Origin of the sequence: Anabaena sp. CS-542/02 (assembly GCF_028331085.1) — a bacterium.
GTDB lineage: Bacteria > Cyanobacteriota > Cyanobacteriia > Cyanobacteriales > Nostocaceae > Anabaenopsis > Anabaenopsis arnoldii.
This window is the reverse complement of record NZ_JAQMTM010000005.1, coordinates 1-20,210: the sequence shown is the minus strand read 5'-3', so window position 1 is coordinate 20,210 and position 20,210 is coordinate 1. Positions and strand designations below refer to the sequence as shown.

Genomic DNA, 20,210 nt, shown 5'->3' with positions numbered 1-20,210 from the left:
CCAAAATGCACTCACTAAAAGAAGAATTTAGAGATATATTTGAAACAACTAAATCATGGGGAGATAGTATAATAAAATTATTGGATTGGATGTATGAATCACTTTCATACTTTCCGAAAAGTATAGGTACAATAGTTAGATTGTTCGGTGAAATAGTCGGTTATTTTGACGGTAAAACTACAAGTGGTACTGTAGAAGGAATTAATAATAAACTCAAGTTAATTAAAAGACTTGGATATGGCTTACGTAATTTCAGTAATTTTAGATTACGCAGTTTATTAAACTGGCATTTTACTATTGATTATCCATAAAACTAACCGAAGAACCAAAAGGTTTTGCTACAAGTTAGTTGCAGCAGTCATCAACGTAGCAGATGTAAAGCACCGTTTAGAATGGGGATAATTTACCTTCTAAAATAAACATAAATATCGATAAATTGGGTTAAAATTGAGCTAAACAGCAGTTAATACCTTCTGATGAATCCCTACGCTATTTTTAATCAGACCAAACGTCAGTGTGTTAGTGATGGCATGATGCGATCGCTTTTAGAAAATTGCGATACTGCCTCACATATCCTTATTTTAGTCTGGCCGCAACTTGGGGATTTCGATAGTCTGGAATATGCGTGGTGGTTACAGCGAGCAGCTGAACAGTTGACAGATAAAAAACTCGCTATTCGTGCTGTGGGAATTGGTAACTTAGGCTCTGGAAAAAAATTCTGTGAATATACAGGATTTCCGCCTGAAAATTTATTTGTTGAACCGAATGCAGAATTACATTGTCAACTCAATCTTTATTCTGGTCTGAATGTGTCTCTACCCGGACTTTCTCAGTCTCAAAAAGCTTGGCTAAATCTGCTATTGATGTGTGCTGGGATTGGAAGTCCGGGAACCCTGGCGGAAGTTTTTCGCGGATACAAGGGAGATCGCCAAGCCCCTCAACTGATCAAGGATGATGAAATTATCCAACCTACTCCTCTACCTGCTTTTCAAGGCTCGTTTTTCCAATTAGCCGGGGGGAGTGGTTTTCAACGTCCTTTTGAATTAGCTACCCTACGCCTACGTAATATGATGGAAGTGCTGAAAAATTGGCACATTTATGTACCTGATTGTGCCTATTTAACTCAGCGAGGTGGAACTTTTCTGTTTGACACAAAAGGCCAGTTAGTTTACGAACATCGAGACCGAGGAATTCTGGGCTTTGCTGCTAATATGAGCCAACCACTATCATTTTTATCTTTGATTGAAAGAGATATTTGTACTCAATAGGTAACTAGTTGTTACTTGATAAAAAAAGTAAATTTAAGGGTGGTCTTCTAACCACCCTATTTCCCCTCATATTTAAAATTTAGTTGCAACACCCTTAGTGGGTACGATATTTACTCTGAGATATTAACTAAAGTATCAACTTCAGATGAAGCTAGTGTTGGGGCTGTGAAGAGACGTGAGTATAGACTTACCGGTTGCTGACGAGCGAAAACCGGCAGAACTTTACGCGCATGGGCTGCTACTTCCACTGTTTTGACATCATAAGTCTGGGTAGCCAATTTAGGATATAGACCAATACCGATGATGGGAACTATCAAACAGGCGGTAATAAATAGTTCCCGGGGTTTGATATCAGGGATAACAGCATCTAGATGTAATTCTTCACTTTGCTGACCGTAGAACACTTGGCGCAGCATGGATAGTAAATAAATTGGAGTTAAAATTACGCCAACGGCTGATAACAGGATAACTACAATTTTGAAGCTGGAACTATAAACGTCGCTGGAAGTAATACCCAGGAACACCATCAATTCACCCACAAAGCCACTCATTCCGGGTAAAGCCAGAGAAGCCATAGCCCCAATGGTAAACACTGCGAAGGTTCTAGGCATAACCTTAGCTATACCGCCCATTTTGTCCATCATTAAGGTGTGGGTACGTTCGTAAGTTACACCGGATAAGAAGAACAAGCTAGCGGCTATCAAACCGTGAGAAACCATTTGCAGCACAGCACCGCTAATACCAATTTCTGTGTAAGAGGCTATCCCAATTAATACAAATCCCATGTGGGCAATGGAAGAGTAAGCCAAGCGGCGTTTGAGATTTGTTTGGGCAAAGGCACAGCAAGCACCGTAGACAATATTTACTACACCTAGGATTGCTAAAACTGGGGCAAAATAAACATGGGCATTAGGTAACATTTCCACGTTGAAGCGGATGAGTGCATAACCGCCCATTTTTAATAACACACCAGCTAAAATCATAGAACCAGGTGCAGAGGCTTCACCGTGGGCATCAGGTAGCCAAGTATGTAGGGGGAAAATTGGCATCTTGACACCAAAGGCAATGAGGAAACCTGCATAGGTTAACAGTTCTAGTGCTTTAGGGTATTGCTTCATTCCCAGTGTGGCGATGTCGAAGGTGACGCTATCACCTGAGAATGCCATGGCAAAACCGGCGACTAGGATAAATATTGATGCGGCAGCTGTGTAAATAATAAACTTGGTGGCTGCATAACGACGCTTGGGACCTCCCCAGATGGCAATTAGCAGGTACACAGGTACTAACTCTATTTCCCACATGAGGAAGAATAACAGCAAGTCTTGGGCGACAAATACCCCTAGTTGGGCGCTGTACATTACCAACATCAAAGCATAAAACAAGCGCGGCTTGTTTGTGACTTTCCAAGCCGCGAAGATTGCCAGAGTGTTAATTAAGCCTGTTAACAACACCAGGGGCATGGATAGACCATCAACCCCCACTGACCAATTTAAACCTAACTGTGGTATCCAAGAATATTTTTCTACCAGTTGTAGTGTGGGGTTTTGAAAGTCGTAGCTGTACCAAAAGGCATAAATCATTAGGGCAAAGTCGGCTATGGCAACTCCCAAACCATACCAGCGTAATGTTTTGCCTTCTTTATCCGGGATTAAGGGTGTGGCTAAGGCAGCCACCAAGGGCAATAAAATTATGGCTGACAGCCACGGAAATTCAATAGCATTCATCACTTCCGACAATCAATTTACCTGTTTGCTTTTAATTTAATTATATTAAGGAATTTGTACTTTTGTAAATGTTATTGATCCCTAATACTGGCAAATATTCAGTAATTATTAGGAATAAATACCTACTGAATATTTGCCAAAACAATTCTAGTTGTAAATTTTTGTAACGTCAACAGAAAATTTCATAAAAAAGGCGGCTGAAGCCACCTTTTTAAGTTATAATATGAGTTATTTTGGTTAAATAGAAACAATTTGCGACTTTACACAATCCGATTGACAATTGTCCAGACTTCCCCATCTGAACGGACATAGGGAACTGAGATAGTCTTAAAACCAGTAATAAAAGGCTTGTAGTACACCTGCCAATACAAAGGACTTAAGTAATCAGTGCAAGATTTGAGCTGACGGATTTCTGTGGCTAATTCCCCAGCTAGCTGATTGATGCGTTCAGCATGAACCTGAGCTACCTTTCTAGCTGCTTCTAACTCCTGCTGTGGGGTAAGTTGTTTAGATTTATTCTGGCAACGTTGTAACTCAGCTTGTTTGTATTCTAGCTGTAATTCCAAGGCGGCGATCGCATCATCTATACCCTTGAGTTCCACAGATAATTGGGGATTTTCCCGTGCTTGGCGGCGACAGGCTTCCACCATAGCTGAGGGTGAATCACTCTTGGCAGATAGTACATTATTAATAGTCAATGTAGCCCTTTCTTGCTGGAGCGCTTGAATTTGTGAATTCAGTGTGGTGATTTCTGTATGAATTTGGTCAATCATTGCGGTTTATCCTTGGTAGCTTGCGCCTTGAGTATCTAGAGAAAGCGATCGCACAACTGCTATGATTCCTATCGACTGCCAAGCTGAGAACATTGCCGCTTCTACAGACTGGGAATGTAACCTATCTACCAAAGCCAATAATGTCGGCCCAGCACCACTAATCACCATCCCATAAGCACCAGCAGCCAAAGCCGCCCCCTTAACAGCATCGTAACCGGGAATCAAAGCTTGACGATAAGGCTGATGTAATCTATCTTGTAAAGCTGCTCTTAACCATTCTCCCTGACCAGTTTCCAGTCCCCGCAATAATAACCCTAAATGGGCAGTATTAAAAATTGCATCTGCACGGCTAAATTCAGTCGGTAGAACTTGACGGGCTTCACTAGTAGAAAGCTCAAAATCAGGAATCGCCACCACTGGTATAATATCACCATGCCAAGGAATATCGCAAATTTCCCAACCATCGGCACTGGTAGCAGCCAGACGACATCCCCCCAAGAGCGCCGGGACGACATTATCAGGATGTCCTTCCATAGCGATCGCTAATTTCATTACTTCTAACTGACTCAAAGGTCCACCCGCCAACTGATTAGCACCCACTAAACCGCCCACAATAGCTGTAGCTGAACTACCCAAACCCCTAGCCAAAGGTACACCTAGCTCAATTGCCATTTTTACTGGTGGGGGTGTCTCTCCTATATATTCATAGCACTTAACAAAGGCCTGATACAGGAGATTACTAGTATCGGTTTTTACTCGTTCAGCTTCTGCACCTGTAACAGCAATGATGAATTCACCCCCATCTAGAGGAGTAAAAGTGAACTTGTTGTATAGGGTTAAGGCTGCACCAATACAGTCAAAACCGGGGCCTAAATTGGCAGTTGTAGCGGGAACCTTAACAGTGATAGTAGAAATAACAGACATTTGCAAATACTCACCAAATCAATCCACTAGCATCTCATGTAAGGGGTTGATTTGTTCAAGAGTCTTGCTAATTGGGCAAAAGTATGCTTTACAAGACTTAACATATTAGCAAAGATTCAGTAGGGAAATAAAATTATCCCAGTTAGCGATCACTTTGAGAATATCTGGATCTGGATCATTTACAGTCATGGTTAGCAGCCCTGAGGCGTTAAGATGTGAAAGACTGAGCGATCGCCCTTAAGCAATCTTTGATGATGGCGCTCATGTAGGAATATCTTTTATGCGCCGAGATTCCATATTTTACCAACTATTTCAACAATTCCCAAGTTTACTATTTGAACTATTGACAAATCCGCCAGTCAATGCAGACAAATATCGCTTTGATTCAGTAGCTGTCAAAGAACCTAAATTTGAAATTGACGGGGTATTTTTACCACCAGACAATGAAAATCCGGGTGTGGTGTATTTCTGTGAGGTACAATTTCAAAAAGACGAAAAACTCTATGAGAGAGTATTTGCAGAATCCTTATTATATTTCTACCGTAACCGGGAGAGATTTAGGGATTGGCAAGCGGTGATAATTTACCCTTCACGCAGTATTGAACAAAGTAATATTTATCCCCATCGTGGGTTGCTCAATAGTCACCAAGTGCATCGAGTATATTTAGAGGAATTGGGGAATATTCGCCAATTACCCCTATGGGTAGCATTAATGGTACTAACAACTGTAGAACCAGAACAAGCACCATCTGAAGCTAGGTATTTACTAGAACGTTCCACTTATGAGCAGTCAGAAACCGCCAGTCGTACCATAATTGAATTAGTCACTACAATTATGGTGTACAGGTTTGAAAAATTAAGTCGAAGGGAGGTTGAAACCATGCTAGGAATCACACTCAAAGAAACGCAAGTTTACCGAGAAATTAAAGAAGAGGGTCGAGAAGAGGGTCGAGAAGAAGGTCGAGAAGAAGGAATACAAAGGGAAAGAACCCTAGTCCTGCGACTATTAACTCGTAAGGTGGGGGAATTACCCGAAGATGTGCGCCACATTGTTGAAACTCTGTCTTTAGAAGAATTAGAGAATCTGGGGGAAGCATTGTTTGATTTTAGCAGCATAGCTGATTTACAGAGGTGGTTAGACTAGGCAGAGCCTAGCCGATGATGGTTAGAAGTTCTCGAACTTAGCGATCGCATTCTTCATTTTATCCACCACCTCATCCACAGGTATAGCCCCCAACTCCCCAGAAGCGCGGGTACGGATACTCAAGCTATGAGATTCAACTTCTTTAGCTCCCACTACAGCCATTACTGGTATTTTGGCTTTCTCAGCATTGCGGATTAACTTACCCAAGCGATCGCCACTGGTGTCGACTTCAACCCGGATACCCGCCGCCAGCATTTTCGCCGCCACTTCTTTGCTAAAATCAAGCTGTGCTTCACCCACTGGTAACAATCGAGCTTGTACAGGTGCTAACCACAGAGGAAAATCCCCTGCGTACTCTTCAATCAAAATCCCAATCAAGCGTTCCAGGGAACCAAAAGGCGCCCGGTGAATCATCACAGGACGTTTACGTGAACCATCTTCAGCCACATATTCTAAATCAAAGCGTTCTGGTAAATTGTAATCCACCTGAACAGTGCCTAATTGCCATTCTCGTTCCAAGGCATCACTAAAGATAAAATCTAACTTAGGACCATAAAACGCTGCTTCGCCAATTCCCTCAAAGTATTCCATACCCAACTTTTCCACAGCGCGGCGAATTGCCCCTTCGGCTTGCTCCCAAACTTCATTAGAGCCGATATACTTATCACTAGCTGGGTCACGGAAACTAAGTCTAGCCTTAAAATTCTTCAGTTGCAGACTCTTAAACACTGACAGAATCAAATCCACCACATTGAGGAATTCACTATCTAACTGTTCAGGGGTGACAAACAGGTGTGAATCATCCACTGTAAAACCGCGCACCCTTGTTAAACCGCCCAATTCTCCTGATTGTTCATAGCGGTAAACCGTGCCAAACTCTGCTAACCTTATCGGTAATTCCCGGTAGGAACGTAATTCACTCTTGTATATTTGGATATGAAAGGGACAATTCATAGGCTTGAGGACGAAGCCTTGTTCTAGTGCTGCTGCTGACTCATCATCAGACATCAGGGGAAACATATCTTCCTTATACTTTTGCCAATGTCCCGAAGTCTTAAATAAATCCACCCTAGCAATATGGGGGGTAACCACAGGTAAATAACCCCGTTTGAGCTGTTCTTGCTTGAGGAAATCTTCTAATGTACTGCGTAACAAAGTACCTTTAGGTGTCCACAAAGGTAAACCCGGACCTACTTGATCGGAAAATATAAATAATCCCAGTTCCTTACCTAGTTTACGGTGGTCTCGCCGGAGTGCTTCTTCCTTGCGCCGCTTATACTCAGCTAATTGTTCGGGGGTTTCCCATGCAGTAGCATAGATGCGTTGTAACTGCGCCTTGGTTTCATCTCCACGCCAATAAGCCCCGGCCACACTTTCTAATTCTATAGCTTTGGGGTTTAATTCGCTAGTATTTTCTACATGGGGACCAGCGCACAAATCCCACCATTCATCACCCAGATGATAAATTGTAATGGGTTCTTCTTTAATATCTGCCAGGATTTCTAGTTTGTAAGGTTCTTGGATTTGCTCTATTCGTTCTTGAGCTTGTTTGCGGCTGACTTGTTCGCAAATTACAGGTAATTTGCGGTTAATAATTTTCACCATCTCTTTTTTGATGGCTTTTAAATCATTTTCGCTAAATGGTTCTGGACTATCAAAGTCGTAGTAAAAACCGTTTTCAATCCACGGTCCAATTGTCACTTGTGCTTTGGGAAACAGCTTTTGTACCGCCATGGCCATGACATGGGAAGCGGTGTGGCGAATCTTCTTTAATTTTTCTGATTCACTAGTCCGGGGTAAATAAATTTTTTCAGGTTGTTCTGACGGAGTGAGAGATGATTTTAGCGACATCGGCTGCTGAACCATGAGCGACGTGATTGTAAAAATATAATTTTAGATAATTAATCAGTATTCCAGAAGCATACAGCACTAGAAAGTGCTGCTTCAAATATAAAGACTTTAATTACCTTTTCTCAGCAACTACAGTTGATGAGGTTTAGGAGTCTGCTGCACCAAGGCGCTGGCGGCCATTGTAATTATAGTTCACAGAACTGATGATTACAGATTTTTTCCATGATCTATCTGAGAATATCATTTCAGGAAATGTTAATTTTTGTAAAAAATGTTAATATTATGAGAGAAGTTAGAAATATACTTTTTATTTATGGGAGACTCGAATTTACCACAGGCGGATCTGCTGAAAACGATATTACAGCCTTTACTTGAGGACTTTAACTATTGGTTCGCGCGATCGCACGAATTGCTAGAAACCGAGCAATTGACATTTATGAGTCACGAAGAGCAATCTAATTTACTCTTGCGAGTCAAGCAAGCGCAAGATGAACTAAACGTAGCCAGGATGCTATTTACAGCCACAGAAGGGCAAGTCGGTATTGAGATGAAGACCTTAATGCCTTGGCATCAACTGCTCGGAGAATGCTGGAATGTATCAATGCGGTGGCGTCAGACACCAAAAATCTGAACCTGGCAAGACAGTATAACTATACAAGTCGCATAGAAGATACAAAATCCTTAATATTATTTTCATTAACAAAAAATGTATCCCATGCTACTCTAGGTTAAATAAGGATTAACAATTTTTTTCATAAAAGTATAAGCGCACCAAACCTGCGTGACATATTTGTATTCGCTCGGATAGAGAATACAGGCGAAGTAAAGCACTACCGAATAAAGTTTTAAAATTTGCTGCTCTTGGAGGAAAACCCAATGTTACACTTACTTTACATTCTGGCTTTTACAATTCTAGCTGTCATAGCCGTTGCGAACTTAATCCGCAACTTGATTATGTTTAGTTTTGATCGAGAGCGAGTTGATGCAGCTAAATATTCCCCAATGGATAATCCAGGATACCTATCTTCGAGAAAACAATTTGTTCCCCATCCAGAACTCTTAGATAACGCCGGTAACCTGATTAAAGAACCCTTGTTAGTCATGCGTTCAGTCAACGTTGAGGATGCGCGTCAACAGTTAGATGCGATCTATGAATCTTCTCCTGGGCAAAAAATCGACCGTCAAGAAGAAAGTTAATTGTACTGCGGATTTGTAGCAGTAGGGGTTGAGCATTGCTCAACCCCTAAAAATTTGTGAGATATTTCCTAGTTAGGCTTCAATAACCACCCGGAGATTACCGCGTTTTTTGACAACGCGACAAGCGGTGGTGGTACCAGAGCGCTCAAATTCTAAATCGAGGATGGTAGAACCAACGCGCAAGTTATGGAATGACAGAGAATTAATAGATTCTGGTAAAGTGGGGTGAATAATGCGCAAGCAGTTATTTTGAGCATCAGGGACTAGATTAACTACCATTTGCAGCAGTTGAAAAATAGAACCAGTCGCCCATGCTTGTGGTGTACAAGCGACAGGATACTGTACAGGAGCATGGTCACCATTACGTTCGTAACCGCAGAATAGTTCTGGGGGGCGTTGATATGCTTGGTGGTTAGTCATATCAAACAAACCTTGGAAAACTTCTAAAGCTTGGTCAATTAAACCGAGCGATCGCAATCCCATAGCAATGAGAGAATTATCATGAGGCCAAACCGAGCCGATGTGATAACCCATAGGATTATAAGCAGGGGACAAACTGCTGAGAGTGCGAATACCCCAACCATTAAACATATCTGGAGCGCGCAATCGTTCCGCCACACTGTAGGCCTTATCCGGGGTAAAAATACCCAATTTTAGACAGTGACCGGGGTTAGATGTGATACTTTGAACCTGGGTTCCCTCCCCATCCAAAGCCAGGGCGCAGAAATCCTGGTCTTTGAGCCAAAAATCTTGATTAAAACGGGCTTTTAGGTGTCTAGCCTGATCTAACCAGCGTTCTGCTAAGTCTGATCGCTTCATGATCTGAGCAATTTCTGCCAGATTAATTTTAGCTGCATAAACATAAGCCTGTACCTCACTTAAAGCAATTGGTCCGGGAGCGAGTTCACCCTTATGGTCTACGATACAATCGCCAGAATCTTTCCAACCTTGGTTAGTTAGACCCCGTGGAGATTTACGGTAGTAGGTCAAATAGCCAGTTTCCTGGAGATGGTGATCAATCCAATCCATGGCTGCTAGAGCATTGGGCCAAAGTTTGTCAAGTGTTTCTTGATCATGAGTCCAGGTATAGTATTCAGCATACAACATCAACCACAGAGGGGTAGCATCAACCGTGCCGTAATAGGGTGTATGGGGGATTTCTTGACAGCGAGCCATTTCCCCAAACCTCAACTCATGTAAAATTTTGCCTGGTTCTTCTTCCCGCCAGTCATCCTGAGTTTTACCTTGATATGATGCCAGTATCATCAAAGTTTCCCGAGCGATTTGGGGATTTAACATCAAGGTTTGGGAAGCTGTAATCAAGGAATCTCGCCCAAACAAAGCGGAGAACCAGGGGACACCGGCGGAAACAGTTTTAGAGTTACCAAAAGATTGGCGTAACAGATACATATCTTGTTCCGCCCGCTCAATGATACGATTAAAGATAGTTTTATTCGATCTAATTTGTGTAATTTCCTGTATCCATTGTTGCTCTTCCATCAACTCAGCGGCCTTAGCTTGGACTAAAGTCAAAGCAGCGCTGACTGTAGAACTGGGCTGATTATCGGTGAACATATTCACCCGGTAACCCAACTTTTGGGTTTCATGGGAGGCTAAATCTAACCGCCAGATAGCAGTATAACCCTGAAAATCATCTGGCTGACGATACTGGAATTGGATGCGGGATTCCATTAATAAGCCATCCACACCTTGATAGGCTAAAGTCAAAGATTTTTCTTTTGGTGGATGTACAGAGGAAAGGCTATGACTGGTAACAGGTGCTGCTTCTGGAGATGTTGATTGTATTAAGTGTAATATCTTACCCCTGTTTTCTCTTTGGGCGCCCCGAACTTCAAATAAATCCACAAAATCTGCATCAAAGCTGATACTTAATTCAAAGCTGACATTTGTGGTACTGTAATTAGATATTTCAATTTCCTCAAATAAGGCCCCATTCAGCACAAGTTCTCGGCGAATACCGACGGTTTCAGCTTTCAGTTGTTGGTCAATATTGGGGTTAGTACAAAGTACAGAAACAGAAAACCCTTTTTCGGCACTACTACCGAGGAGAATAGGCGATCGCCCTTGAATTTGCAACTCCAGACGGCTGAGAAACCGGGTATCAGAGCAAAATAGTCCTACATTGGGGTTACCATCGGTGAGGGAACAGCCAGAAATGTTACCGATGGTATCCGTCACCAGAAATAGATCATCATCTTTAACCGTGAGAGTAGGTTGTGGTCTTTCACTGACAACACAAGGCCATTCCGGTAGAGGTAATTGTTCTGCGGGAACAAACGTTTTGCCATCCAGAGAAATTTGTGCTGTATTGGTGAGTATATCCGGTGTCATGAGGCAAAGTTCCTTGAGCTAGGGTCAATTCAAGGCCAGACAAAATAGAAATCTTTACCAGAGTATATTTTTCATAGATAAAGTCAAGGTGCAAAACCGAGAATTTTGCGCCATTTACTCCATTCTCAAACCCAATGATGACCTGATAGCGGGATATACTTAGCTAAGATAGTCAAGTTACCACTGGCGAAGGATTTATTGGGGATCTCAGCCCAAAATCATCTACAATAGTGGAGAGTTTTTTAGCTAAGAATTTGTTTTGATGGGGAATTTTAGCGAAATAAACAGAGGCTCGAGCCGATAGCACATCTGTGTTTTCAATGTATATTGGGCATAATACCCGGTAATTTTCAACTTCAAGATTCTTTACAGATTCTAACGGTGAGCAGCACTTGAGAATCCGTTGTAATTTGTACAATGCAGCTATGAAGTGAATCTTTTTTTTGTGATTGGGCTTTTCCTTAACGATATTCATGAGCATTTCGTCATCTGTGCTGAGTGATCTGCTACAGTCAATACCCCACCTGCGACCCCAGCTATATTTCAAGGCTTCATTAACAGCGCTTTCCCACGCGATGGAAGATCAGGTGTTAGCGGGGACTTTAGAGCAGCCATTGGTAATTGCTAGCTTCCAACGTGAGCGATACTATCGCCAAGAAGCTCATCGCTATCAGCGTTTAGCTATGGGTAGTAATCAAATATATGTTTTATCCGCACGGGAAACGGAATTTACCAATAGTTCCCAATCTTATGAGCAGGTAGTATTTGAAGCAGAAGATGCCTTAAGTCAAGAATGGCACTTGGTGGTAATTGCTGATAACTATGCTACTTGTTTAGTGTGCCGGGAGAGCCTGGGTTCCATTACCAAAAACCAGCAAACACCGGAATTTAGCTCTAATCTAGATATGGATACGGCGCGCCGGTTTGAGGGAATCTGGACATCAGAACGGGGGGTGAGCCTGAAAGCAGCGGAATTGCTATTAGATAGGATTATAGTTTATAGACCAGACCTGGAAGAAAAAATTCAACAAGCCCGCCAGAGGTTTGGGATTGGGCCAGGGAAAAATTATTCCCTCGTACAAACAGCTGAATATGCTTGTGATATAGACACCGACCCCTTTGTCCAGCGGTTGGTAACTTATCTACAAGCTAGTCAGTACAAATTGCACAAAGCCTATCGTTCCATTACTGCCCAATCACGAAAAGAACGTTTAGTCAATTCCATTAGTACAGCGATTAGGCGATCGCTCGATCCCCACGAAGTGCTACAAGTAGCGGCAGAAGAACTAGGGGAACATTTAGGGGCTAGTAGGTGCTTAATTTATCGTGCACAAGCTACAGATGCACAGGCGGATATTAAACATGAGTTTTTAATTCCGGGAATTTTACCTGTAGTTGGGGAAATTTGGCAGTTAAGGGAGAATCCTTTATTTCAAGAAGTAGTAGAAAAGGGTGAGGGAGTGTGTGTAAATAATACCCTGAGTGATGGTCGTGTGATTAATTCGGATAAACTGAGTGAAATTGCTGAGAAGTTCGCTATTCGTTCTTGGTTAATCGAACCAGTATTATTTCAGGGGAGGTTGTTAGGGATTGTAGAATTACACTATTGTTGCTTACCACGACACCAATGGCAATCGGGAGAGCAAGACTTAGTAAAAGCCGTCGCCACCCAAATGGGAGCAGCATTAATCCAAGCCGAAGCCTACGCCAATCTTGAAGAGCTAAACCAGCAGCTAGAAGCCCTGGACCGTACCCGCAGCAACTTAATAGCGATTACCGGACACGAACTGCGCACGCCCCTATCCACAATTCAGGTGTGCTTAGAAAGTTTGGCGAGTGAGCCGGATATGCCTTTAGAGTTGCAGCAAGTGATGCTCAATACTGCGCTGTCGGATTCAGAAAGAATGCGAAAACTAGTGCAAGATTTCCTCACCCTTTCCAACCTAGAAAGCGGGCGGGTAGAATGGCATCCAGAAGCCCTGACCTTACAGGAATGTGTAGATTTAGCTCTCAGCCGACTACGCAGCCGTTCCGCCACAGAACCGCCGCCCAAAATCCAAACTCAAATAAACCCAAATCTGCCCTTAGTCAGAGCTGACGGTGATTGGCTGGTGGAGGTGATAGCTAAACTAATCGATAACGCTTGTAAATTTACTCTACCTCCAGGAACGATTACGATTACAGCCACTCAGAAAAGCAATGATGTAGTTGAGGTGACAGTGGCTGACACTGGACGGGGTATTGAACCCAATCGTCTAGAAATCGTTTTTGACCGGTTTTATCAAGAAGAAGGTGCTATGCGACGTACTGCGGGGGGTACTGGTTTGGGACTAGCAATTAGCCGCCAAATTGTCAATGGCTGGGGTGGGGAAATTTGGGCAAAATCCAATGGGAAAGACCAGGGTAGTCAGTTTCATTTCACTGTTCCCATTGCCCACATCAGCCAAGAACAACAGCGCAGAAAAGTCAAGAGTAATTCCTAAGACTAAAAACTGTTACAGTCTATGACGCGATCGCAATATGATCGGGTCAGCGGTGTTACGATTCCCTAAAAACCGTTGAGAGAGATATTTTTTATGGCAGAAAAACTTTCTGGACAAACCCCCCTATTTGGTGGTAGCACTGGTGGCTTACTCCAAAAAGCAGTAGAGGAAGAAAAGTACGCTATCACTTGGACTAGCCCTAAAGAGCAAGTTTTTGAAATGCCTACAGGTGGCGCTGCTACTATGCGCAAAGGCGAAAACCTGCTATATATAGCTCGTAAAGAACATGGCATTGCCTTGGGCGGTCAACTCCGGAAATTCAAAATCACAGACTACAAAATTTACCGGATTTTACCAAATGGGGAAACCACCTTCATTCACCCAGCTGATGGTGTGTTTCCAGAAAAAGTTAACGCCGGGCGCGAAAAGGTGCGTCATGTACCACGCAGCATTGGGGAAAATCCCAGTCCCGCTAAACTTAAGTTCAGTGGTAAAGCTACCCACGATGTCTAGAGGTTAGGTATTGGGGATGAGGGGAGTAATGGAATTGTTTCTCCCCATCCCCCTGTCCTCCTGTGCTCACCACTCTCTAAATCCATTTATGATGTTCCCTGATTTCTCTGATTTTTCTGAACTAGCTTTACAAGGTAATTTTGTCCCAGTGTATCAAGAATGGGTAGCCGACCTCGATACGCCAGTATCTGCTTGGTATAAAGTCTGCTCGGTTCAGCCTTATAGCTTTTTGTTGGAATCAGTAGAAGGGGGCGAAAACATCGGCCGTTATAGTTTACTCGGTTGTAATCCCCTGTGGATTTTGTCCGCCCGGGGTGACACGACTACTCAAACACATCGTGACGGTTCTCAGGTTGTGTTTGCAGGAGACCCGTTTACAGCTTTGGCTCAATGTTTGGCACCCTATAAACCAGTGACTTTACCCCAACTCCCCCCAGGAATTGGCGGACTGTTTGGCTTTTGGGGTTATGAGTTGATTCGGTGGATAGAACCACGTGTACCTATTCATCCCCCAGATGAGCGTAATATCCCTGATGGATTGTGGATGCAAGTAGACCACTTGTTGATTTTTGACCAGGTGAAACGGAAAATCTGGGCGATCGCCTATGCTGATTTACGTGATCAAGATGTGAATTTATGGCAGGCTTATGAACAAGCTTGCGATCGCGTCACACAGATGCTCTCTCAGTTATCCCGCCCTGTGTCGCCCCAAGAAACAATGTTAGAATGGACACCGCCGGGCAGCAAGGATGGGGGAGGGATAGAAGAATATACTAGCAACTTGACACAGGAGGAATTCTGTGATAGTGTAGAAAAAGCGAAGGAATACATAAAGGCTGGAGACATATTTCAAGTCGTTATATCCCAGAAGTTATCGACAAAATACACAGGTAATCCCTTTGCTCTTTATCGCTCCCTGCGGCAAATTAATCCTTCCCCCTACATGGCTTTCTTTAACTTCCAAGACTGGCAAATTATCGGTTCCAGTCCGGAGGTAATGGTAAAATCCCAAGCCGATGGAGCGGGTGGGGTAGTAGCCACAGTCAGACCCATAGCTGGGACGCGTCCGAGAGGTAAAACCCCACAGGAAGATGGAGCTTTAGCTACAGATTTACTGCAAGATCCCAAGGAAACAGCAGAACACGTGATGTTAGTTGACCTAGGTCGTAACGACTTAGGAAGGGTCTGTGAAAGTGGAAGCGTGAGAGTTGATGAGTTGATGGTGGTAGAGCGTTATTCCCACGTGATGCACATTGTGAGTAATGTGGTGGGTAAGCTATCATTAGATAAAAGCGCCTGGGACTTACTCAAGGCCTGTTTCCCTGCGGGTACTGTCAGCGGTGCGCCGAAAATCCGGGCGATGGAAATTATCCACGAGTTGGAACCATGTCGTCGGGGTGTTTATTCTGGGGTCTATGGTTATTACGATTTTGAGGGACAATTGAATACTGCGATCGCGATTCGCACGATGGTATTGCATAATCATACTGTAACCGTCCAGGCGGGTGCGGGTCTAGTGGCTGATTCTGACCCACAGAAGGAATATCAGGAGACCTTGAATAAAGCTCGAGGTTTGTTAGTAGCTATTAGTTGTTTACAATGATGTAGTATTTAATCAATTTTTTGCGCGAGGATCAGGTTTAATACATTCAGTTCCCGGGAGTGTAGTAGATATTTTTCTGTGAACAGTTTTTGTCTCATTTCTGCTAAAGCGGAACTTCTAAAGACTAAAAAGGGAAACTCTTGATAATTATGACCTATAGGTAAGATGTTAGTGACAGGGTATAACGAACGAAGGTATGTAAATAGAATATCACGGAAACGCTGGTCTTCTGGTTCTTCTGGTTCCTCAGCAAAATATTGACTCATCACTTCTCCACTAATAAATGCAAGTAAGGGTAAGGCGTAATATTGGTCACTATATTCACTGGTTTGTGTGAAGTTTTGTGTCTTGGGTGGCGCTTTTTTCAATTTTTCCACTAGTTCAATTGCATCTTGAGTTGCAAATCTTAAGTTTTCAGGATAAATGGGATTTTTACTAATTAGTTTGAGATTATCCCATAATTCTCCATGAGCGTACTTTTCTATATCCAGTAATTTCATTTGATAAGATTCTTGGATATTTTTACTAGGTACTATGAGCAAACCACCGTTAATATAAGCTAACTCTAAAGGAGGAACATCTAGTAGTTGATCAAAACTATTAGCTAATTGCAAAAATTGCTCCTTAAAAGACTTCTGTAATTTTAAATAACTTTCTTCCGTAGTTTTTTCCACCACAAAGTCACCATCTCCCATGAGTGTCTCTAAACTGGTATAGACTTGTTTTAATAACTCATGACTCCGATGGATTTGATATTCTTTCTTAAGTTGGTTGATCAGATTAACTATCTGACTAGAAAATGTTTCCCCAGCAGCTAAAACCGACTTACCACCGATAGGAATCAGTATATATTTCTTTCTGCCAATTTTACCATAACCATATATGCGAGTCATCATAGAAGCCTTAAGAATTAACAGCAGGTTTAATAAATTGAGGACACTTTCTTGTAAAGACAATTGAGGGTCATCTTGGTAATAAACAGAACGTTCAGCTAAATAGAAGTACAAGTATTTATCTTGGTTATCTATATGATCATTTCCCCGACCGCGATAAATCACCTGAATGATTTCCATGAGGTTTTTTTCAATCTCAAACTTAGGGATTTCTACCAAAATGTGCTTGGCTTTGGGGAAAGATAAACCACGACTTCCCGAAGCAGTCATGAACACTACCTTGACATTTTCCTGATACTGTTGAAGTTGTTGTTTTTCTAATTCCGAGATATTGGCGTGTATTTCTATATAATGAGTATTTTTCTGGAAGTTCTCTTTACCCAAAGTTTCCTGGAGCTTGTCAATAATTTGTGTTAGTTTGGGTTTATTTTGGATGTATACTATAAATTGTTCCACCTGAGAATCTTGTAATAAATTCTGGATATCGGCGAAAATCACATCTAAGAGCTTTTGCTCTAAATTAGATTTATCCTTTAACTGGGCGCGATCGCTAAATTTACAAGACTCAATAAAAATTTGATAGCTAATAGTTAAGCTTTTAGCTGGGTAGGAATTAGCGTTAATCATGGTCGCAGGTAATTTTTTAAACTGCAAATTGACCACTGACAGGGGTTGAATCTTTTCCCCAGCGTGACGAAAGTAGATTTTATTGGGTTCGGGGGTAGTATTTTCTAGATGTTGACAAATGACATTTTGATCCACGATGGAAGCATCTGCAATAATTACCTTAGTGTTAAAACCATTTTCAGGTTGATTTAATTGATATTTATTGATGAGTTTATGAATACCATGGAGAAACTCCACCCCTCCCTCATCCCCGGTAATTTCGTCTATCATGATAAATAGATGTTTGATGCGACGGGAGATATTTTGCATCTTTTGGGGAAAGACCTTATTTTCCCTGGTGTTGTATGCGTCGCTGAATATTTTATCCAGGTGTTTGAGGGTATCTCCAGTCTGAGTTTTCTTTAAAGACTGGGTGGAAGTAGTAGCAATAACGTTGTCAGATAATTTGTGAGTAATGGTAGTATATAGTCCTTCGCAAAGACTCTTTAAAACACCTGCGGTTTTTTCTCCCCGGTCTATAATAGTATCATCGGTGATGTGTTCGAGTCGGTTACTGCGTCTCACCCCTCTTTCCAGATTTTGACTCTTAAGAAAATTAACTTTTCCTCGAATAAAATCCTCTTGATATAGGTTCGAGGTATATTCAACAGAGCATTTACCAGAGTTATCCTGAATCAGGTGAGTATGAGTATTGATCGCCAAGATTCTGTCATCTACTAAATTACCGGTTGCTTTATCCTTGAATTTTTCGATGATGTCGAGATTTACCTGTTTGCGGGGACTGACATAGAAAAATAGAAACCCTTCATCTAGATGATGTTTGAGAAAATTGACGATCGCAGTGGTTTTACCAATACCTGGGTTTCCGGTGAGGAATATATAGGTATTCTCAGACAGCAAAGATTTCTGAATCAGTTGACTATGTGCTTCGCGAAAGTTGTAGCTTCCCGTCAAACCTAAGTCGGAAATTAACTCTGGAGGAACTGGGGCGACAGAGTTAAAAAAGTCGCTAATTTTCTCGGTGTGAGGTGGTATGATATTGATGCGATCGCGGCTAATATTTAAAAGAGAGTTGACAAATTCCCTACCTTGGTCAAAACTACTCCCAGTGTTACGCTTAATTTTCTCTAAAACTCGACGACGCGCGTGGGTGATTTCTTCTGTTGTATCATGTGATTTATAGATTTGATGACAAGTCTCAAAAATCTTGAGTTGATCTGGTGTAATAGATATAGTATTGAATGAGCGATCGCTATAACCAATAGCATTAAACACAATTGACGATTTATCTGATATCATCCCCGTTTCTTGGAGAAATTGGTTAAAGCTATAAATATAAGCTGCTGCTTGAATTAACTTAGCGGTTTCCTTATCTTTAGCTTTAAAAGCTGTGAAATAGTCTGTTAAACTGGGGGAGAAGTCCAACCCCAAAGAATTAGTATCAACACTCAAGCTAGAAAACACACTTTTAGAACGGACATAGTTAACATCCCGCATCAACAAGTTGCGAATAACTTCCACATAATCAATATTTTGGATATCTTCATCAGTGTGAACAGAAAATATTGATAAATCAAGACATAAAACCCGATATTTACGCCGACACTTGAGCAAAATTAAAGTATCTGCATTGAGAAAACTACCTTTTTCCTGATATCTAGGAATATAGTCAGCAGTATTTTCTAACTGATCAAACTGGGAAAGAACATCTTTAAACCACTGGGTCTGGTCGGTTTCATAAGTTCCAATACTGTTATCACCATGAAAGCAGCATTGATAATAGAGAATTTCCAGATCCTTAATTTGATCTCCCAAGGATGTCAAATATTCTCTCAAGAAATTTAACCCTGATAAAAATCCCTTTTGAACAAAGAATTGACACCAAGTTTCAGCTATATCTCGTTCTAAGGTACTTAATACCCTATCAACTATTCTTTGTCGAATTTTAGAGAACTTGAGGTTTTCTAATTGGTGACGATATAAATTACCAAATCTGTGCTTAATTTGTTTCTGCTGAATATAGCAGAGAACACCAATATTAAAACCCACCTCAAATAATCTTCCTAAATCCTCAGCTATGTTCGCAGTCATATTGATTTATTTCCTTTTCTTATTAGTCATCCTATTTGAGTTGAGAAATTATCAGTGAGGAAAGGGGACAGGGAACAGAAATTGTTCAGAAATGAAATCTGACTTTAGCTTTGAGACGGGGGTTTCTAACCCCCGGTTCCCCGTGTAGCATCAACCGGAATTTTTCAACCCAGGGCGATCGCCTGTCTCCCTAGTTATCAGACATCTGATTAACAATATTCATAGTTTCCACACTCACCCTACACACCCGCATCAATAAATCTATTACCTGTTCTTTGTAGTCTGCAAACCGGTAAGTATTAAACTTTTCCGCAATGGTGGGGTCCTTGGGTTTCTTCTGTTTATATTGATCTAAAATCCACTCCAAAGCGCAACGATTGCCTAGCATATATTCCCATGCTATGCTGGGTATACCTTGTAATGTGGTGACATCATCTAAGATAATACTTCCCTGGGTTTTATCAGCCTTTAACTTCGGCTTGGGTTTGGCTTGGTTATCCTTTAAGGGAATATCAACCCGACTGAGTTTATAGGGTGTGATGGTTTCATAGTTGATATGTAAATCCATGAGTTGTTTTCCCCAGTCTACCCATTGGGGAAAGTTATCATATAGAGGTAAGCGGGGGAAGTCTCGTTTTAAATTGAGTTCGTATTTTTGGCGGTACTCTGGGTTATGTAGCACTCCATAGGTGTAGTGGAAGATATCTATTTTAGTAATTGTTGTGTCTTGGTAATGGGTTTGAATTTGTTCTAGTCCCCAGTCGGTG

Annotated in this window: 15 protein-coding genes; 8 read left to right on the top strand and 7 right to left on the bottom strand. The window is 41.8% G+C overall.

Annotation, left to right across the window (positions count from 1 at the left end; translation table 11 throughout):
- On the top strand, nucleotides 1-311 hold a 311-nt coding region (locus PN447_RS00335; protein ID WP_271759991.1), incomplete at its 5' end, for a transposase.
- A gap of 165 nt (nucleotides 312-476) precedes the next feature.
- Nucleotides 477-1,268, top strand: a complete 792-nt coding sequence (locus PN447_RS00330) for a peroxiredoxin-like family protein (RefSeq protein WP_271759990.1) — start codon at nucleotides 477-479, stop codon at nucleotides 1,266-1,268.
- A gap of 110 nt (nucleotides 1,269-1,378) precedes the next feature.
- On the opposite strand, the gene PN447_RS00325 is transcribed toward PN447_RS00330, so the two are convergent.
- From PN447_RS00325 to thrB, 3 genes are all read right to left on the bottom strand, one after another.
- On the bottom strand, nucleotides 1,379-2,992 hold the full coding sequence (locus tag PN447_RS00325; RefSeq protein ID WP_271759989.1) for an NAD(P)H-quinone oxidoreductase subunit 4: 1,614 nt from the start codon (nucleotides 2,990-2,992) through the stop codon (nucleotides 1,379-1,381).
- Nucleotides 2,993-3,252: 260 nt separating this feature from the next.
- Nucleotides 3,253-3,765: a hypothetical protein gene (locus PN447_RS00320; protein ID WP_271759988.1), complete on the bottom strand. Its 513-nt coding sequence runs from the start codon at nucleotides 3,763-3,765 to the stop codon at nucleotides 3,253-3,255.
- A 6-nt stretch (nucleotides 3,766-3,771) separates the two neighbouring features.
- Complete coding sequence (thrB, locus tag PN447_RS00315) at nucleotides 3,772-4,689, bottom strand: homoserine kinase (RefSeq protein ID WP_271759987.1); 918 nt, start codon at nucleotides 4,687-4,689, stop codon at nucleotides 3,772-3,774.
- A 280-nt stretch (nucleotides 4,690-4,969) separates the two neighbouring features.
- Here thrB and PN447_RS00310 point away from each other — a divergent pair, with 280 nt between their 5' ends.
- Nucleotides 4,970-5,833 carry an Rpn family recombination-promoting nuclease/putative transposase gene (locus PN447_RS00310; RefSeq protein WP_271759986.1) on the top strand — a complete coding sequence of 288 codons (864 nt, stop codon included), beginning with the start codon at nucleotides 4,970-4,972 and terminating at the stop codon, nucleotides 5,831-5,833.
- Nucleotides 5,834-5,854: 21 nt separating this feature from the next.
- On the opposite strand, the gene thrS is transcribed toward PN447_RS00310, so the two are convergent.
- A complete protein-coding gene (gene thrS, locus PN447_RS00305; RefSeq protein WP_271759985.1) occupies nucleotides 5,855-7,699 on the bottom strand; it encodes a threonine--tRNA ligase in 1,845 nt (614 codons plus the stop codon).
- Between the two features lie 298 nt (nucleotides 7,700-7,997).
- On the opposite strand from thrS, the gene PN447_RS00300 reads away from it, so the two are divergent.
- Both PN447_RS00300 and PN447_RS00295 read left to right on the top strand, forming a co-directional pair.
- Nucleotides 7,998-8,315, top strand: coding sequence for a DUF2605 domain-containing protein (locus PN447_RS00300; protein ID WP_271759984.1), 318 nt, complete (start codon nucleotides 7,998-8,000; stop codon nucleotides 8,313-8,315).
- A 245-nt stretch (nucleotides 8,316-8,560) separates the two neighbouring features.
- Nucleotides 8,561-8,881: a DUF2973 domain-containing protein gene (locus PN447_RS00295; RefSeq protein WP_271733843.1), complete on the top strand. Its 321-nt coding sequence runs from the start codon at nucleotides 8,561-8,563 to the stop codon at nucleotides 8,879-8,881.
- A 72-nt stretch (nucleotides 8,882-8,953) separates the two neighbouring features.
- Here the strand turns inward: PN447_RS00295 and PN447_RS00290 are convergent, their stop codons facing one another.
- Nucleotides 8,954-11,233 carry an amylo-alpha-1,6-glucosidase gene (locus tag PN447_RS00290; protein WP_271759983.1) on the bottom strand — a complete coding sequence of 760 codons (2,280 nt, stop codon included), beginning with the start codon at nucleotides 11,231-11,233 and terminating at the stop codon, nucleotides 8,954-8,956.
- 473 nt (nucleotides 11,234-11,706) lie between these two features.
- Here PN447_RS00290 and PN447_RS00285 point away from each other — a divergent pair, with 473 nt between their 5' ends.
- The 3 genes from PN447_RS00285 (at nucleotide 11,707) to trpE (ending at nucleotide 15,832) form a co-directional block, all read left to right on the top strand.
- Nucleotides 11,707-13,716, top strand: a complete 2,010-nt coding sequence (locus PN447_RS00285) for a DICT sensory domain-containing protein (protein ID WP_271759982.1) — start codon at nucleotides 11,707-11,709, stop codon at nucleotides 13,714-13,716.
- Nucleotides 13,717-13,809: 93 nt separating this feature from the next.
- Complete coding sequence (locus PN447_RS00280; RefSeq protein ID WP_271733846.1) at nucleotides 13,810-14,229, top strand: photosystem I reaction center subunit II PsaD; 420 nt, start codon at nucleotides 13,810-13,812, stop codon at nucleotides 14,227-14,229.
- 88 nt (nucleotides 14,230-14,317) lie between these two features.
- Nucleotides 14,318-15,832, top strand: a complete 1,515-nt coding sequence (trpE, locus tag PN447_RS00275) for an anthranilate synthase component I (protein ID WP_271759981.1) — start codon at nucleotides 14,318-14,320, stop codon at nucleotides 15,830-15,832.
- Nucleotides 15,833-15,840: 8 nt separating this feature from the next.
- Here trpE and PN447_RS00270 read toward each other — a convergent pair whose 3' ends face one another.
- Together PN447_RS00270 and PN447_RS00265 are read right to left on the bottom strand one after the other, a co-directional pair.
- The gene (locus PN447_RS00270) at nucleotides 15,841-19,443 is read right to left on the bottom strand and encodes a helicase-related protein (protein WP_271759980.1); all 3,603 of its coding nucleotides are present in this window, start codon (nucleotides 19,441-19,443) and stop codon (nucleotides 15,841-15,843) included.
- A 190-nt stretch (nucleotides 19,444-19,633) separates the two neighbouring features.
- A partial coding sequence (locus tag PN447_RS00265; RefSeq protein WP_334311063.1) for a type ISP restriction/modification enzyme occupies nucleotides 19,634-20,210 on the bottom strand: 577 nt, incomplete at its 5' end.

Bases quoted from the DNA above. Each gene is read 5' to 3' on its own strand.
- PN447_RS00330 (WP_271759990.1), top strand. From the start codon at position 477: ATGAATCCCTACGCTATTTTTAATCAGACCAAACGTCAGTGTGTTAGT.
- PN447_RS00325 (WP_271759989.1), bottom strand. From the start codon at position 2,992: ATGAATGCTATTGAATTTCCGTGGCTGTCAGCCATAATTTTATTGCCC.
- PN447_RS00320 (WP_271759988.1), bottom strand. From the start codon at position 3,765: ATGATTGACCAAATTCATACAGAAATCACCACACTGAATTCACAAATT.
- thrB (WP_271759987.1), bottom strand. From the start codon at position 4,689: ATGTCTGTTATTTCTACTATCACTGTTAAGGTTCCCGCTACAACTGCC.
- PN447_RS00310 (WP_271759986.1), top strand. From the start codon at position 4,970: ATGCGCCGAGATTCCATATTTTACCAACTATTTCAACAATTCCCAAGT.
- thrS (WP_271759985.1), bottom strand. From the start codon at position 7,699: ATGGTTCAGCAGCCGATGTCGCTAAAATCATCTCTCACTCCGTCAGAA.
- PN447_RS00300 (WP_271759984.1), top strand. From the start codon at position 7,998: ATGGGAGACTCGAATTTACCACAGGCGGATCTGCTGAAAACGATATTA.
- PN447_RS00295 (WP_271733843.1), top strand. From the start codon at position 8,561: ATGTTACACTTACTTTACATTCTGGCTTTTACAATTCTAGCTGTCATA.
- PN447_RS00290 (WP_271759983.1), bottom strand. From the start codon at position 11,233: ATGACACCGGATATACTCACCAATACAGCACAAATTTCTCTGGATGGC.
- PN447_RS00285 (WP_271759982.1), top strand. From the start codon at position 11,707: ATGAGCATTTCGTCATCTGTGCTGAGTGATCTGCTACAGTCAATACCC.
- PN447_RS00280 (WP_271733846.1), top strand. From the start codon at position 13,810: ATGGCAGAAAAACTTTCTGGACAAACCCCCCTATTTGGTGGTAGCACT.
- trpE (WP_271759981.1), top strand. From the start codon at position 14,318: ATGATGTTCCCTGATTTCTCTGATTTTTCTGAACTAGCTTTACAAGGT.
- PN447_RS00270 (WP_271759980.1), bottom strand. From the start codon at position 19,443: ATGACTGCGAACATAGCTGAGGATTTAGGAAGATTATTTGAGGTGGGT.